The sequence below is a fragment of the Polaromonas sp. P1_E11 genome, assembly GCF_056405995.1.
Genome location: NZ_JBFUBA010000001.1, coordinates 647,986 through 662,464 on the forward strand (window position 1 = coordinate 647,986; position 14,479 = coordinate 662,464).

Genomic DNA, 14,479 nt, shown 5'->3' on the forward strand with positions numbered 1-14,479 from the left:
ATATTGATCAGCCCCGGTCCTGGTCCTGGGCCGGACGGTCCAGCAGGGCCTTCATCGACAGCTTGACACGGCCCTTTTCGTCGGTCTCCAGAACCTTGACCTTGACGATCTGGCCTTCGCTCAGGTAGTCGGTGACCTTCTCGACGCGCTCGTGGGCGATCTGGCTGATGTGCAGCAGGCCGTCCTTGCCGGGCAGCAGGTTGATCAGGGCGCCGAAGTCCAGGATCTTGGTGACCGGGCCTTCGTAGACCTTGCCGATTTCGACTTCAGCGGTGATCTCGGCGATGCGGCGCTTGGCTTCGTCAGCCTTGGCGCTGTCGTTCGAGGCGATCGTGATGGTACCGTCTTCCTCGATGTTGATCTGCGTGCCGGTTTCTTCGGTCAGCGCGCGGATGACGGCGCCGCCCTTGCCGATCACGTCACGGATTTTCTCTGGATTGATCTTCATGACATAGAGACGCGGCGCGAAGTCGGACACTTCAGCCTTGGCTTCGCCCATGGCTTCCTGCATTTTGCCCAGGATGTGCATGCGGGCTTCCTTGGCCTGGGCCAGCGCAACCTGCATGATTTCCTTGGTGATGCCCTGGATCTTGATGTCCATCTGCAGCGCGGTGATACCGAAGGTGGTCCCGGCAACCTTGAAGTCCATGTCCCCCAGATGATCTTCGTCGCCCAGGATGTCGGTCAGCACGGCAAAACGGTTGTCTTCCTTGATCAGGCCCATGGCGATACCGGCCACGTGGGCTTTCATCGGCACGCCGGCGTCCATCAGCGACAGGCAGCCGCCGCAGACCGAAGCCATGGACGAAGAGCCGTTGGACTCGGTGATCTCAGACACCACGCGCATGGTGTACGGAAACTCTTCCTTCGACGGCAGCACGGCGATCAGCGCGCGCTTAGCCAGACGGCCGTGGCCGATTTCGCGGCGCTTTGGCGAGCCGACACGGCCGGTTTCACCGGTGGCGAACGGAGGCATGTTGTAGTGCAGCATGAAGCGGTCTTCGTAGTCGCCCGACAACGCGTCGATACGCTGCGCATCGCGCTCGGTGCCCAGCGTGGTCACGACCAGCGCCTGGGTTTCGCCGCGCGTGAACAGGGCCGAGCCGTGGGTGCGGGGCAGCACGCTGTTGCGGATTTCAATGGCGCGAACGGTGCGCGTGTCGCGGCCGTCGATGCGGGGCTCGCCGGCCAGGATCTGGCTACGAACGATCTTGGCTTCGATATCGAACAGCATGCCTTCAACGGCCACGCCGTCGAATTCGACGCCGTCGGCCTTGAGCGCGGCCATCACATCCGAAGTCACCACGCGGCAGGCTTGCGTACGGGCTTGCTTGGCGCGGATCTGGTACGCGGCTTGCAGCTTGGCGCCGGCGAGTTCGTTGACCTTGGCGATCAGCGGTTCGTTCTTTGCGGGGGCCTTCCAGTCCCAGACCGGCTTGCCGGCGTCGCGCACGAGTTCATGGATCGCGTTGATGGCGATGTTGCCCTGCTCATGACCGAACACCACGGCGCCAAGCATGATTTCTTCGGACAGTTGCTGGGCTTCGGACTCGACCATCAGCACGGCGGCTTCGGTGCCGGCCACGACGAGGTCCATCTTCGAATCCTTGAGCTGGGTCTTGCCGGGGTTCAGCACATACTGGCCGTCGATGTAGGCCACGCGGGCAGCGCCGATGGGGCCGTTGAACGGGATGCCGGAGATCGACAGGGCGGCGCTCGAAGCGATCAGTGCGGGGATGTCGCCTTCGACTTCAGGGTTCAGCGACAGCACATGGATCACGACCTGCACTTCGTTGAAGAAGCCTTCGGGGAACAGGGGGCGGATAGGACGGTCGATCAGGCGGGACGTCAGCGTTTCGAATTCGCTGGGGCGGCCTTCACGCTTGAAGAAGCTGCCGGGAATGCGGCCGGCGGCGTAGGTTTTCTCGAGGTAGTCGACAGTCAGGGGGAAGAAATCCTGGCCGGGCTTGGCGTCGGTCTTGGCGACCACGGTGGCCAGCACCACGGTGCCGTCCATGTCAACGACGACGGCGCCGCTGGACTGGCGTGCGATTTCGCCGGTTTCCATCGTGACCTTGTGCTGGCCCCATTGGAAAGACTTGGTGACTTTGTTGAAAATGCTCATGTTCTTATCTCCACTAAATTCACGCGCTTGAGGCAGCGCGGGAGGCCCGGAGCGGCGGCTGGCTGAACACGATGCCATTCCACAAAATGCCTGGGATCAGCGGCCTGACCAGGGCTTTTCTTGTGGAATGACACAGCGCGTGCTCGTTTTGCCTTGCTCCGAAGTAAAAAGCGCCTGAGCTAGTGAACTAACTCAGGCGCTTTCAAATCGTTTTTACCGATTACTTGCGCAGGCCAAGCTTGGCGATCAGCGCGGTATAACGTTCGGCGTCTTTGGACTTCAGGTAGTCCAGCAGCTTGCGGCGGCGGCTCACCATGCGCAGCAGACCGCGGCGGCCGTGGTGATCTTTCGCGTTGGCTTTGAAATGGGGGGTCAGTTCGTTGATGCGGCCGGTCAGCAGCGCCACTTGAACTTCAGGGCTGCCGGTGTCGCCGGCGGCACGTGCGTTGGCCTGAACGATTTCAGCCTTGATTGATTTTGCAATCATGTTTCCTCTTTCCTGCACCGAGGTGCGCTTGCGAGCGAAGCAGCGTTCCCGACATGGGATTAAATAAACCGCTTTCGTCGTGTTCCGGCATGAAAAAGGCCAAAAAAAGGCCTCAATTTGCGCAGAGCCTTGGATTATAGCCCAAGCCAGCGCCTCAAGCGTTCCACTCCCTGCCCCAGCCTGCCCAAGTCCTGGCTGGCGAAGCACCAGCGCAGCCAGCCCTGGGCCTCTGGGCCTGGATTGACCATGAATGCATTGCCAGGCGCCAGGCCCAAGCCACCTTCCACCACCAGGCGCTTGGCGGTCTCCAGAGAGTCCCCAAAGCGCGCCTGGTCTTCCAGCCGGAAAAAGGCGTACATGCCGCCTTTGGCCGGCGCCAGCTGCACGCCCGGCACGGCCTGCAACAGCGGCACCAGGGTGTCGCGGCAGGTTTTCAGGTGGGCAACCACGCGCGGCGTGATGTCGGCCGTGCGTTCGATGGCCACCAGCCCGGCCCGCTGCACGAACACCGGTGCACAGGAGGTATTGAACTCCACCAGCTTGCCCATGTGCGGCGTCATGGCAGCCGGCATCACCAGCCAGCCCAGGCGCCACCCAGTCATCAAAAAGCTCTTGGAAAAGCTGTGAACGACCACCAGTCGATCCTCGGGAGCAGCAATATCCAAAAAACTGGGGGCGCAGCCGTTAGGGGTGGGCTCGTAATAAAGCCGTTCATAGACCTCGTCCGCCAGGATCCAGGTCCCGGTCTTGCGGCAATGCGCGAGGATGGTCTCCTGCTCGGCGCGCGACAGCGTCCAGCCGGTGGGATTGTTGGGCGCGTTGACGATGAGTAGTTTGGTTTTCGGCGTGATGGCGGCCAGCAGCTCGGCCACATCAAGCCGCCACTCGCCTGCCACCGGCTCGAGGCTGACGCATTTGACCTGCGCGCCCATGATGGCCGGCTGGGCCGTCAGGTTGGGCCAGACGGGCGTCACGGCCACGACTTCGTCGCCGGCATCCACCAGCGCCTGCACCGCCAGCATCAGCGCATTGACACCGCCGGAAGTCACTGCGATGCGCTCGGCCGTAATCGGCGCGGCCCCCGCACAGCGCAGGCCCATCGCGTAATTGGCAATAGCCTCCCGCAGCTCTGGCAAGCCCAGGTTTTGCGCATAAAAAGTCTCGCCCTGCTGCAACGACGCAGCCGCCGCATCGCGGATAAACGCGGGCGTGACCTCATCGCTCTCGCCAAACCAGAACTTGAGGACGTCATCGCGCCCCATGCCCGCGTTGGCCACCTGGCGGATCATCGATTCTTCAAGATCTAAAACTGTTTTTCTCATGGATAGTCCGTCCGCCTGCTGGCGTCAATCAATTATTCAATCAGCCAATTTGACCTCAGGGCCGGACCATCTTGCAGCTGTTGGGCTGCTCGGCCTTTTCGGGCGAAATAGTCTTGATGACGCGAAAGCCGTAGCCGGAACCTTCCACGTCAAATTTCACACCCGGCGAACCCTGCTTGCCCATCAACGCCACCAGCAGCGGCTGCTGGAACTGGTGGTCGGCCGAGCGCATCGTGCCTTTGTGGCCCGCAAAAGTGACCGTACTGCGCTCCAGCTGCGCCGCCACCGCGCCGGCGTCAGCACTGCCCGCTTTGTCCAGGCTTTGCGCCAGGGCCTCAATCATCAGCTGCATGCGCATGTGCACATAGTCGTCCTGAGGCTTGGGAAAGCGCTGGCGAAAGGATTGGTAGAAGGCTTCGGACTGCGCGCCCGCCTCATTCGGGAACCAGTCGGCCACCGCGATCACCTTGCCTACGCCGGCATCGCCCAGCGCGCCCGGCACGCCCAGCGCGTTACCGTAAAAGGTATAGAACTTGCCCTCGTAACCGACCTCCCTTGCCGCCTTGATCAGCAGCGTCAGGTCGTTGCCCCAGTTGCCCGTCAGCACTGCCTGCGCTCCGCTGGCCTTGATCTTCGCGGCATAGGGAATGAAGTCCTTGACACGGCCCAGCGCGTGCAACTCGTCGCCCACGATCTGCACGTCGGGTCGCTGCGCACCCAGTTGCTTGCGTGCCTCGCGCAGCACGGCCTGCCCGAAACTGTAGTCCTGGCCTATCAGGTAAATGCTTTTGAGCGCCTTGTCGTCCCGGAGTACGTCCATGAGCGCGGCCATGCGCATATCCGCGTGTGCATCAAAGCGGAAATGCCAGTAGCTGCACTTTTCATTCGTCAGGATCGGGTCGACCGCCGAGTAATTGAGGAACAGCACACGCTTGTTCGGCTCACGCTCGTTGTGCTTGTTGATGGCGTCGATCAGCACAGCCGCAATCGCGGATGAATTGCCCTGCGCAATGATGGTCACGCCGTCGTCGATCGCCGAACGCAATGCCGCCAGCGCCTCTTCGTTCTGGCCCTTGTTGTCGTAGCGCTCAACGACCATGTTACGCGGCCCACCCGCCAGCTTGACGCCACCGCGCGCATTGACGCGCTCGGTCGCCCAAACCAGATTGCGGAACACCGCTTCGCCGGTGTTGGCGAAGGCGCCCGAGAGACTTTCGATGAGTGCGATCCGCACCGGCGGCTGGCTCGCAGTCTGCGCACCGGCACCCAGGGAGGCGGAAAGACATAGTGCCGTGAACAGGCGTTTCAAGAGATGACGCATAAAAAAATAAGCCCTGCTTTTGATTTTGATCTGGCTTGAATAAATCGGATGAACACCTAACTGCTGAGCATGCGGCAATCACGGTGAGCGCCGCGCAGTGTAAGGGGAAAACACCCCTTGTTCATCCATCAAGGAATAGCCATGTTTTACTCTCTCGCCCATCGCCCTGCCCGCGCCTTTCATCGCCACTACGCACCCGTCGTGAGCAACGGCGCCCTGGAAAAATTCCTCAACGACACCTTCTCGTCGCTGTCTGACACCGGCGCCGCCAAGGCTGCCAACGTGGAAGACCTCGAGAAGGCCTATACCCTGCAATTCGACGTTCCCGGCCTGGCCCGCGAACAACTGGATATCGGCATTGAAGGCGACGTGGTTCGTGTCTCCAGCAAGGAAGACGCACCCCGCAAAATCAAGGCCGCATGGCGCTTCCCCCTGGAGATCGATACCGCGTCCAGCACGGCCAAACTTGAGAATGGCGTGCTGACGCTGACGCTGGGCAAGAAGGTCCCTGTCAGCAACGTGACGCATCTCGACATCCAGTGATGTAGCCCCCACGGTCGTTCACTGCGTGTAGCTCCCCTCCCCCCGAGGGGGCCGCTGCGCCTGCGGCCCCTGCTGGAGGGGAGAGCACCCAGGGCACTTCCCGATTTCAGGGTTCACGCAATAGTCAGTTCGCCCAAACTCCAACGCGGCTTCACGTCAAAGGTGTAGCCGCGTTGGAGTGTTTCAAGCCCGGCTTGCAAGCGCATGCCCGCGGCCAGGGCAATCATCGCGCCGTTGTCGGTGCACAAATGCAGTTCCGGGTAGTGCACACGGATGCTACGCTGCTTGCACACAGCGTTGAGCTGGCTGCGCAATAGCGCATTGGCGCCTACACCGCCTGCCACGACCAACCGCTTGAGCCCGGTTTGCGCCATGGCGGCCAGTGATTTTTTCACCAGTACCTCCACGATTGCCGCCTGCGTGGATGCCGCGAGGTCGGCCTTGCGACTGTCCAGCTCAGCACCCAGTTTTTTGGCCTGCGTCAGCACCGCGGTTTTCAGTCCGGCGAATGAAAAATCCAGGTCACCGCTGTGCAGCAAAGGCCGCGGCAACTTGAAAGCAGCGCCATCACCGCCTTCGGCCAGCTTCGACAGGTGCGGGCCGCCTGGATAAGGCAAGCCCATCAGCTTGGCCGACTTGTCAAAAGCCTCACCCGCCGCATCGTCAATTGTTTCACCGAGCAATTCGTAACTGCCGACCCGGTCCACGCGCATCAGCTGGGTATGGCCGCCAGACACCAGCAGCGCCACAAAAGGAAACTCGGGCGGGTCGGCGCTCAGAAAGGGCGACAGCAAATGCCCTTCCAGGTGATGCACACCCATCGCCGGCTTGCCCAGCGCCGCCGCCAGCGAGCAAGCAACACCCGCCCCCACCAGCAACGCACCCGCAAGCCCAGGGCCGCGCGTATACGCCACCACATCCACTTGCGCCAGGCTATTGCCCGCCTCGGCCATCACCTGATGCGTCAAAGGCAAGACACGCCGGATATGGTCCCGGCTCGCCAGCTCAGGCACCACACCACCATAAGCCTGGTGCATGTCGATCTGGCTGAACAAGGCGTGCGACAGCAGGTGCGGCACGCCACAGCCGCTGGCATCCACCAGCGCCACACCGGTTTCATCGCAACTCGATTCGATTCCTAGAACTAGCATCGTCCAAGTGTAGACCCCCCCGTCCAGGCTCACTGCGTATAGCCTGCTCCCCCCTCCAGGGGGCGGCGCCTGTGGTCTGGCGAAGCCAGTCCCGCGGCTGCGCGCTGGTACTCTTTAACCCAGCATGAGCCGTGGAACCGGCTTTGCCGGGCCACAGGCGGGCGGCCCCGGAGGGGCTGGAGCCCGCGGCTCCAAGCCTGCCTGCGCAGGCTTGGACGGGCGACAGAGGCGAAGCGTCCCGCGAGCCGCGGCCTGCAAGGCCTCAGGAGTTACACGCAGTGAACGACTGTGGGGGCACGGTTCTTGCACCGCTTGGCGCATGACACCGTCCCAATCCCTGCGCCTTGTCATCATCGCCCCGGACCTGCTGGAGTCCGTGTCCGATGACGCCCATGCACGGGAATTGGCCGAGCGCTCGCGCCAGCTGCGTATCGGCCTGCTGGAAAACGGTTACAACATCGTCGCGGTGCTCCCGGCCGATACCTTCCTGGACGAGCGCCTGGCGCAGCTGCAACCCGACATGATCATCGTGGACGCCGAAAGCGAGGCCCGCGATTCGCTGGAGCATGTGGTGATGGCGACGCGGGACGCCCGCCGGCCCATCGTGCTGTTCACCAACGACAACGACACCAGCCACGTCAAGGATGCCGTTGCCGCCGGCGTGTCGGCCTATGTGGTGGCCGGCCTTTCCCCGGATCGAATCCGCCCCATCCTGGATGTGGCCATGGCGCGCTTTGAACACGAGCAGGGCCTGCGCAAGGAACTGGCACACGCCAAAACAGAGCTTCATGACCGAAAAGTCATAGACCGGGCCAAGGGCATGCTGATGCAGCGCCAGGGCCTGACCGAACAGGCTGCCTTCGAAAAGCTGCGCAAGGCAGCGATGGACAAGGGCCTGCGGCTGGGCGAAGTCGCCCAGCGCATGCTCGACGCCCTGGATTTGCTGGGATGAATCCCGCGCCTGACATCAGGTAACCCTCAATTGGTGCACCGCACAAATACGGTGCAAGCATCAAACCACCGCCTCGCACCGCCTTTCCCCGCAGCCACTGGTGCAGGCAGTGCACCCGGGGCACTTTCCCTTCTTAAAGCGACTCTCTTTCACAGCACTCAGCATCGCTGGCACAGCTTTTGCAATGCCCTAGGCACTGGTCAAAGATGGCCAACCGGCACAGCACTTCAATGGCGAAGTGTGTGGTGCCCCCAAGGAACAAAGGCGTTCGCACCCTGCATCACGTTCAACGTGTTGCCCGGGTCGAGCGCCTTTTTTGTTTTTGTCTTTCGTTTTAACCATCAGGAGCCGCTGACATGACTGAACTGCTGAAATCTTCGCTGACACGCCGTACCGTGCTGCAGGCCGCGGCCGTAGGCGCCGTGGGCATCAACCCCGCCCTGCGCGCTGCCGTCTATGCCCAAGGCTCGGACGCACCAGAGAAGAAGGAAGTCAAGATCGGCTTCATTCCACTGACCGACTGTGCCTCCGTGGTCATGGCCTCGGTGCTGGGCATTGACCAGAAATACGGCGTCAAGATCATCCCGACCAAGGAAGCCAGTTGGGCCGGCGTGCGCGACAAGCTGGTCAACGGTGAGCTGGACTTCGCCCATGTGCTCTACGGCCTGGTCTACGGCGTCCACATGGGCACAGCCGGCCCCAAGAAAGACATGGCTGTGCTGATGACACTCAACAACAACGGCCAGGCTATTACGCTGTCCAAAAAACTGGCAGACAAGGGCGCCGTAGACGGCGCCGGCCTGGCCAAACTCATGGCCAGCGACAAGCGCGAATACACCTTCGCCCAGACCTTCCCCACCGGCACGCACGCCATGTGGCTGTACTACTGGCTGGCCGCCAACGGCATCAACCCGATGAAAGACGCCAAAGTCATCACCGTGCCGCCGCCGCAGATGGTGGCCAACATGCGCGTGGGCAACATGGACGGCTTCTGCGTGGGTGAGCCCTGGGGCCACCGCGCCATCATCGACGGCATCGGTGTGACCGCTGTGACCACCCAGGACGTCTGGAAAGACCACCCCGAGAAAGTGCTGGGCACCACCGCCGACTTCGTCAAGAAATATCCCAACACGGCGCGCGCCGTCACCGCCGCCATCATCGAGGCCGGCAAATGGATTGACGCCAGCCTCTCCAACAAGAACAAGATGGCCGAAACCGTGGCCGACAAGAGCTACGTCAACACCAGCGTGGACGCCATCAATCAGCGCATCCTGGGCCGCTACCAAAACGGCATGGGCAAGACCTGGGACGACCCCAATTACATGAAGTTCTACAACGACGGCGCGGTGAGCTTCCCTTACCTCTCCGACGGCATGTGGTTCCTCACACAGCACAAGCGCTGGGGCCTGATCAAGGATCACCCCGACTACCTGGGCATTGCCAAGCAGATCAACCACATCGACGTCTACAAGCAGGCAGCCACGGCGGCCAAGGCCAGCGTTCCGAAGGAGATCATGCGCAGCAGCAAGCTGATGGACGGCACCGTGTGGGACGGCAAGGATCCGAAGAAATACGCCGACAGCTTCAAGATTCACGCCTGAACAGCCACGCTCGAGTCATTCAACCTTCCCACGTAAAGAGGTGACGCCATGGTCAGTGCCGTATTTCACACCCCGCTGGAGGCGGCCGCCCCGGCAAGCCGCAGCAGCGAAAGGCCCAGAGATGCCTCCGCTATCAATTCGATAGCTGGTGGCGCTCATCCAACGGGCGCTACAGCCCAAAACAGCATGAACGCCCCAACAAAACCCACCCCAATCACCAAGCCATCCGGCGATGCCTCCTGGCTCTGGCTCAGCGTCCTGCCCCCCCTGCTGGGCCTGGGTTTGCTGGTGCTGATCTGGGAACTGGTTTTCATGGGCACGGCCGGCAGCATTCCCTCGCCCAAAGACACCTTTGTGCAGGCGGTGCAGATCTTCAGTGATCCGTTCTACAGCAAGGGGCCTAACGACCAGGGCGTGGGCTGGAACGTGCTGTCTTCGCTAAAGCGCGTGGCCATGGGCTTCGGCATGGCGGCTGTCGTCGGCATCCCGGTCGGCTTCATGATCGGGCGCTTCAACTTTCTGAGCCGCATGTTCAACCCGCTGATCAGCCTGCTGCGCCCGGTCTCGCCGCTGGCCTGGTTGCCGATTGGTCTGCTGGTCTTCAAGGGCGCCAACCCCGCAGCCATCTGGACCATCTTCATCTGCTCCATCTGGCCGATGATCATCAACACGGCAGTCGGCGTGCAGCGCGTGCCCCAGGACTACATGAACGTGGCGCGTGTGCTCAACCTCAGCGAGTGGAAGATCGTCACCAAGATCCTCTTTCCCGCCGTACTGCCTTACATGCTGACCGGCGTGCGCCTTGCCGTGGGCACCGCCTGGCTCGTCATCGTCGCGGCCGAGATGCTGACCGGCGGCGTCGGCATCGGCTTCTGGGTCTGGGACGAGTGGAACAACCTCAACGTCAAGAACATCATCATCGCGATCTTTGTAATTGGCATCGTCGGGCTGGTGCTGGAGTTCGCACTGATCAAGCTGGCCACGGCCTTCACGTTTGAAGAAGTCAAGAACTGATCTAGAGAGGAACCAAGCCATGACATCCTTCACCACCAAATACATCGAGATCCAGGGCGTCGAGCAAACTTTCAAGACCAAAAAGGGGCCGTTCTGCGCACTGCAGAACATCAACCTCACGGTAGCCAAGGGCGAGTTCGTCACACTGATCGGCCATTCAGGCTGCGGCAAATCCACGCTGCTCAACCTGATTGCCGGCCTGACCACGCCCACCGAAGGCAGCTTGCTGTGCGCCAACCGCGAAATCGCCGGTCCCGGCCCCGAACGAGCCGTCGTATTCCAGAACCATTCGCTGTTGCCGTGGCTCACCTGCTTCGAGAACGTTTACCTTGCCGTCGAGCGGGTTTTTGCAGCCACTGAAAACAAGGCCCAACTCAAGGCCCGCACCGACGCCGCACTGGCCATGGTCGGGCTGACGCCGGCGGCGCAAAAACGTCCCGGCGAGATTTCGGGCGGCATGAAGCAGCGCGTCGGCATTGCACGCGCGCTGTCGATGGAACCCAAGGTGTTGCTGCTGGACGAGCCTTTCGGCGCCCTTGACGCCCTGACCCGCGCCAAGCTGCAGGACGAACTGCTGCAAATCGTTGCCACCACGCAAAGCACGGTCGTCATGGTGACCCATGATGTCGACGAAGCGGTTCTTCTGAGCGACCGCATTGTGATGATGACCAACGGTCCCGCCGCCACGATCGGCGAGGTGCTGCCGGTGGAGCTGCCCCGCCCGCGTTCCCGCGTGGCGCTGGCCGAAGACATCCGTTACCTGGGCTACCGCAAGGCCGTCATCGATTTCCTTTACACCCGCCAGGGCCACGTCGAAAAAGCGGCCTGAAAAGGCCAACCCGGAAAAGCGGCAAGCGAGCCGCTCCGGGATTTTCAAAGGGAGGTTTTTAATGTCTGCAGTTTTGCCAATCCCCGGCGCCGACAGAATCGCCCATGGCGCACCGGCTAGCACACGGCCTGCGCGCTCGAGCGGCCTCGCCTCGCTAGGGAAGTACCGTGAAATCATCATCGCGGTCGCGCTTTTCCTGCTGTTTGACCTGGGGGTGCTGGTCCTGAACTTCTACACCTCGTTCAAGATCGACCAGGACACCGTGGCCATCAACCTTTCCGGCCGCCAGCGCTATGTTTCGCAGCGTGTTGCACGCACCCTGCTCGAACTCGACGCCATGCGGGTCGCCGGCACGCCTTACAAGCCCGAGACGCTGGCCGAGCTGCGTTCGGGCGCAAAGATCTTCCAGGCCTCCCACGTCGCGTTTCGCGAAGGCGGCACCATTCCCGGCGGCGACGGCAAACCGGTCTACCTGGAGCCGGTGGTGTCCAGCCGGGGCCGCGAGCTGGAGGACAAGGTGGATGCGCTGTGGAAGCCCTACTTCGCCCTGCTCCAGCCGCTGCTGGCGGGCGACAACTTCACGCAGCAGGAATTGGCCGCCGCGCTGGCCTACAGCCAGACCTACAACATCCAGCTGCTGGGCGCGGCCAACGACTTCGTGACCGAAACACAGCAGATAGGCGCTTCGCGAGCCAGCGTGCTGCGCATGGTGCAAACCGGCGGCATCGTGCTGGCACTGCTGAATTTCGCCTTCATCCTGTTCAAGTTCCTGCGCCGCCTCAAAACTTCAGACGCCGCGATTGAAGCTGCCACCGAAGAAAACCGGGAAATTCTCGCCAGCGTGCGCGAAGGCCTGTTCCTGCTGACGCCCCAGCACCAGCTCGGCTCCCAGTTGTCCCGTTCGACCCACGCACTGTTCGGCAAAACGCTGGCGCCAGGGCAAAACTTTTTCTACCAGCTGTCCACCCTGGTTTCCGACAAGGCATTGACCGATGCGCGGGACTATGTCGAGTTGCTGTTCTCTCCACACGTCAAGGAGCAGCTGATCCAGGGCATCAACCCGCTGTCGGAGGTGGAACTCACCGTCAGGAACCGGCTGGGGCAGGACACCAAGCGCTACCTTTCGTTCCATTTCAACCGGGTGCAGGACGGCAACACCGTGCGGCACCTGCTGGTTACCGTGCAGGACATCACGCAAAAGGTCGAGCTGCAGGCCCGGTTGACCGGCGAACGCCAGCGCTCGCAAAAAGAGCTGTCCATGATGCTCAAGGCTTTCGAGACTGAGCCGGCCATGATGCGCGCCTTTGTAGAGCGAGCCGAAGCGTCCCTGCTGGAAGTCAACGACCTGCTGCGAAGCACTTCATCGGCCGCCTCGGAAGTCCAGGTGCTCAAAGCTGTGGACGGCGCCTACCGCCGCATCCACGCCTTCAAGGGTGACGCAGCATCGCTCGGGCTGGAAATCCTGGCCACACTGGCCCATCAGTTCGAAAGCGAGTTGCAAAAGCTCAAGGACAACGGCGCCGCTACAGGCGACGCCCTGCTGGCCCTGCCTTTGCCGCTCGAGGACCTGCTTGCCAAGGTTGGCGCCTTCAAGGCGCTGGGCCAGAAGCGCTCAGGCGGTGACACGACGCCCGCCCCGGACGGTTCCGCATCGCAAGGACTGAACGCCGTGCTGACCCAGCTGGCGAACGAGGTCGGCACCGATTGCGGCAAACGTGTGGATGCCGAGGTGCGTATGGGCAGTGCCCAGGACATGCCGGCCGACAAGATGAACCTGCTACGCGAAATCGCCATCCAGCTGCTGCGTAACGCCGTGGTGCACGGCGTGGAAGCTCCCTCCGTGCGGCGCGCTGCAGGCAAGGCGGAGGCCGGGCGGATTGCCGTCAACCTCACCCGGAACGAAGACGGCCAGTGGCAGCTCAGCGTGCGCGACGACGGCGCGGGCCTGAACGCGGCCGACGTTCGCCGCCGTCTGCTTGAATTGGGCTGGTACACGTCAGAGCAGCTGCAAAGCTTCAGCGAGCAGCAGATCGTTGCGCATATTTTCAAGCCGGGCTTTTCCACGGCCGGCGCCACCTCCCGCCACGCAGGCCGCGGCGTGGGCCTGGATCTGGTGCAATCCAACGTTCAGAGTCTCGGCGCGCGCCTGCTGCTCTCCAGCACGCCCGGCCAGCACACCGAATTCAAGGTTTCTTTTTCCTGAATTTTCCTGAAGCAATCCAGCAATGGCCATCACAAACCCCACACAGGAGCTTCTCCATGCGACTGCTGATTGTTGACGACTCCAACATGATCCGGACCCGGATTTCGCGAGTGGTGCAAAACGGCGGCATCAAGGGCGTGGTGCTCGCAGGCCTGGCCAAAAACGGCCTTGAAGCCGTGCGGCTGGCCCGGGCGACCCGGCCCGAGGTCGTCACCATGGACCTGACCATGCCCGAGATGGACGGCATTGAATGCATCACCGCATTGCTGAAGTTCGACCCGTCCATCAAGATACTGGTGGTCAGCGCCCTCAGCGACAAATCGACAGCCATCCAGGCGCTCAAGCTGGGCGCCCGCGGATTCGTCGCCAAACCCTTTACCGACGAAGAGCTGCAGATTGCACTGCTCGACGTTGCAGACGTGCGCTAAGGACATTGTTATGGCCACACTGAACGAAAACGACCTCAAGCTCTTTGTCGATTCCATCCGGCATTACCTCAAGATCACGACCCGGCAGGAACCGCAGATCACCTCGGCCTATCTCGGCACCGGCGATATCGAAGCCTTTGAATTCAACGGCATCGTCACCTTTTCCGGAAGCCACAACGGACATGTGGTGGTGTCCATGCCGGGGAAGCTGGTGCGCGAGATTTTGCTGCTCCAGCATGAAACCGACCTGAGCGATGGCAACCTGCTTGATGCAGTGGGTGAAATCGCCAATACGCTGGCAGGCAATGCGCGCAAGGCTTTGGGGTCTGAGCTGCAGATTTCAGTGCCGATCAAACTACAGGGCGCCCAAGGCATGAAAGCCCGGGTACGCAAGCGCCCCTATGTCATCACCTTGCGCTGGAACCACTATGCGGCAATGGTCTGCGTCGACATGGATCGAAAAAACTGAGGCTGCGTACTCAAGAACTGAGAGCAATGCCCTG

The 14,479-nt window shown here is 61.9% G+C and carries 13 protein-coding genes; 8 read left to right on the top strand and 5 right to left on the bottom strand.

What is annotated here, in order from left to right; translation table 11 throughout:
• Positions 1 to 7 precede the first annotated feature (7 nt).
• The 4 genes from pnp to AC1D11_RS03260 form a co-directional block, all read right to left on the bottom strand.
• Positions 8 to 2,125: a polyribonucleotide nucleotidyltransferase gene (gene pnp, locus AC1D11_RS03245; protein WP_477648118.1), complete on the bottom strand. Its 2,118-nt coding sequence runs from the start codon at positions 2,123 to 2,125 to the stop codon at positions 8 to 10.
• Between the two features lie 220 nt (positions 2,126 to 2,345).
• On the bottom strand, positions 2,346 to 2,612 hold the full coding sequence (gene rpsO, locus AC1D11_RS03250) for a 30S ribosomal protein S15 (RefSeq protein ID WP_348046953.1): 267 nt from the start codon (positions 2,610 to 2,612) through the stop codon (positions 2,346 to 2,348).
• Positions 2,613 to 2,746: 134 nt separating this feature from the next.
• Complete coding sequence (locus AC1D11_RS03255) at positions 2,747 to 3,934, bottom strand: pyridoxal phosphate-dependent aminotransferase (RefSeq protein WP_477648117.1); 1,188 nt, start codon at positions 3,932 to 3,934, stop codon at positions 2,747 to 2,749.
• Between the two features lie 55 nt (positions 3,935 to 3,989).
• Positions 3,990 to 5,255, bottom strand: coding sequence for a branched-chain amino acid ABC transporter substrate-binding protein (locus tag AC1D11_RS03260; RefSeq protein WP_477648116.1), 1,266 nt, complete (start codon positions 5,253 to 5,255; stop codon positions 3,990 to 3,992).
• A 141-nt stretch (positions 5,256 to 5,396) separates the two neighbouring features.
• Here AC1D11_RS03260 and AC1D11_RS03265 point away from each other — a divergent pair, with 141 nt between their 5' ends.
• The gene (locus AC1D11_RS03265) at positions 5,397 to 5,798 is read left to right on the top strand and encodes an Hsp20/alpha crystallin family protein (protein ID WP_477648115.1); all 402 of its coding nucleotides are present in this window, start codon (positions 5,397 to 5,399) and stop codon (positions 5,796 to 5,798) included.
• Positions 5,799 to 5,911: 113 nt separating this feature from the next.
• Here the strand turns inward: AC1D11_RS03265 and tsaD are convergent, their stop codons facing one another.
• Entirely contained in the window at positions 5,912 to 6,949 is a 1,038-nt protein-coding gene (tsaD, locus tag AC1D11_RS03270; RefSeq protein WP_477648114.1) for a tRNA (adenosine(37)-N6)-threonylcarbamoyltransferase complex transferase subunit TsaD, read from the bottom strand.
• A 319-nt stretch (positions 6,950 to 7,268) separates the two neighbouring features.
• Here tsaD and AC1D11_RS03275 point away from each other — a divergent pair, with 319 nt between their 5' ends.
• The 7 genes from AC1D11_RS03275 (at position 7,269) to AC1D11_RS03305 (ending at position 14,445) form a co-directional block, all read left to right on the top strand.
• Positions 7,269 to 7,901, top strand: a complete 633-nt coding sequence (locus AC1D11_RS03275; RefSeq protein WP_477648113.1) for an ANTAR domain-containing response regulator — start codon at positions 7,269 to 7,271, stop codon at positions 7,899 to 7,901.
• Between the two features lie 356 nt (positions 7,902 to 8,257).
• Positions 8,258 to 9,502: a CmpA/NrtA family ABC transporter substrate-binding protein gene (locus tag AC1D11_RS03280; RefSeq protein WP_477648112.1), complete on the top strand. Its 1,245-nt coding sequence runs from the start codon at positions 8,258 to 8,260 to the stop codon at positions 9,500 to 9,502.
• A 48-nt stretch (positions 9,503 to 9,550) separates the two neighbouring features.
• Positions 9,551 to 10,516: a nitrate ABC transporter permease gene (ntrB, locus tag AC1D11_RS03285; RefSeq protein WP_477648111.1), complete on the top strand. Its 966-nt coding sequence runs from the start codon at positions 9,551 to 9,553 to the stop codon at positions 10,514 to 10,516.
• 19 nt (positions 10,517 to 10,535) lie between these two features.
• Positions 10,536 to 11,345 carry an ABC transporter ATP-binding protein gene (locus tag AC1D11_RS03290; RefSeq protein WP_477648110.1) on the top strand — a complete coding sequence of 270 codons (810 nt, stop codon included), beginning with the start codon at positions 10,536 to 10,538 and terminating at the stop codon, positions 11,343 to 11,345.
• A 61-nt stretch (positions 11,346 to 11,406) separates the two neighbouring features.
• Positions 11,407 to 13,548 carry an ATP-binding protein gene (locus AC1D11_RS03295; protein WP_477648109.1) on the top strand — a complete coding sequence of 714 codons (2,142 nt, stop codon included), beginning with the start codon at positions 11,407 to 11,409 and terminating at the stop codon, positions 13,546 to 13,548.
• Positions 13,549 to 13,604: 56 nt separating this feature from the next.
• Entirely contained in the window at positions 13,605 to 13,976 is a 372-nt protein-coding gene (locus AC1D11_RS03300; protein WP_457279080.1) for a response regulator transcription factor, read from the top strand.
• Between the two features lie 10 nt (positions 13,977 to 13,986).
• Positions 13,987 to 14,445: a chemotaxis protein CheX gene (locus AC1D11_RS03305; protein WP_431097274.1), complete on the top strand. Its 459-nt coding sequence runs from the start codon at positions 13,987 to 13,989 to the stop codon at positions 14,443 to 14,445.
• The last annotated feature ends 34 nt before the right edge of the window (positions 14,446 to 14,479 follow it).

Bases quoted from the DNA above. Each gene is read 5' to 3' on its own strand.
- tsaD (WP_477648114.1), bottom strand. From the start codon at position 6,949: ATGCTAGTTCTAGGAATCGAATCGAGTTGCGATGAAACCGGTGTGGCG.
- ntrB (WP_477648111.1), top strand. From the start codon at position 9,551: ATGGTCAGTGCCGTATTTCACACCCCGCTGGAGGCGGCCGCCCCGGCA.
- AC1D11_RS03275 (WP_477648113.1), top strand. From the start codon at position 7,269: ATGACACCGTCCCAATCCCTGCGCCTTGTCATCATCGCCCCGGACCTG.
- AC1D11_RS03265 (WP_477648115.1), top strand. From the start codon at position 5,397: ATGTTTTACTCTCTCGCCCATCGCCCTGCCCGCGCCTTTCATCGCCAC.
- AC1D11_RS03255 (WP_477648117.1), bottom strand. From the start codon at position 3,934: ATGAGAAAAACAGTTTTAGATCTTGAAGAATCGATGATCCGCCAGGTG.
- AC1D11_RS03290 (WP_477648110.1), top strand. From the start codon at position 10,536: ATGACATCCTTCACCACCAAATACATCGAGATCCAGGGCGTCGAGCAA.
- rpsO (WP_348046953.1), bottom strand. From the start codon at position 2,612: ATGATTGCAAAATCAATCAAGGCTGAAATCGTTCAGGCCAACGCACGT.
- AC1D11_RS03295 (WP_477648109.1), top strand. From the start codon at position 11,407: ATGTCTGCAGTTTTGCCAATCCCCGGCGCCGACAGAATCGCCCATGGC.
- AC1D11_RS03300 (WP_457279080.1), top strand. From the start codon at position 13,605: ATGCGACTGCTGATTGTTGACGACTCCAACATGATCCGGACCCGGATT.
- AC1D11_RS03260 (WP_477648116.1), bottom strand. From the start codon at position 5,255: ATGCGTCATCTCTTGAAACGCCTGTTCACGGCACTATGTCTTTCCGCC.
- AC1D11_RS03305 (WP_431097274.1), top strand. From the start codon at position 13,987: ATGGCCACACTGAACGAAAACGACCTCAAGCTCTTTGTCGATTCCATC.
- pnp (WP_477648118.1), bottom strand. From the start codon at position 2,125: ATGAGCATTTTCAACAAAGTCACCAAGTCTTTCCAATGGGGCCAGCAC.
- AC1D11_RS03280 (WP_477648112.1), top strand. From the start codon at position 8,258: ATGACTGAACTGCTGAAATCTTCGCTGACACGCCGTACCGTGCTGCAG.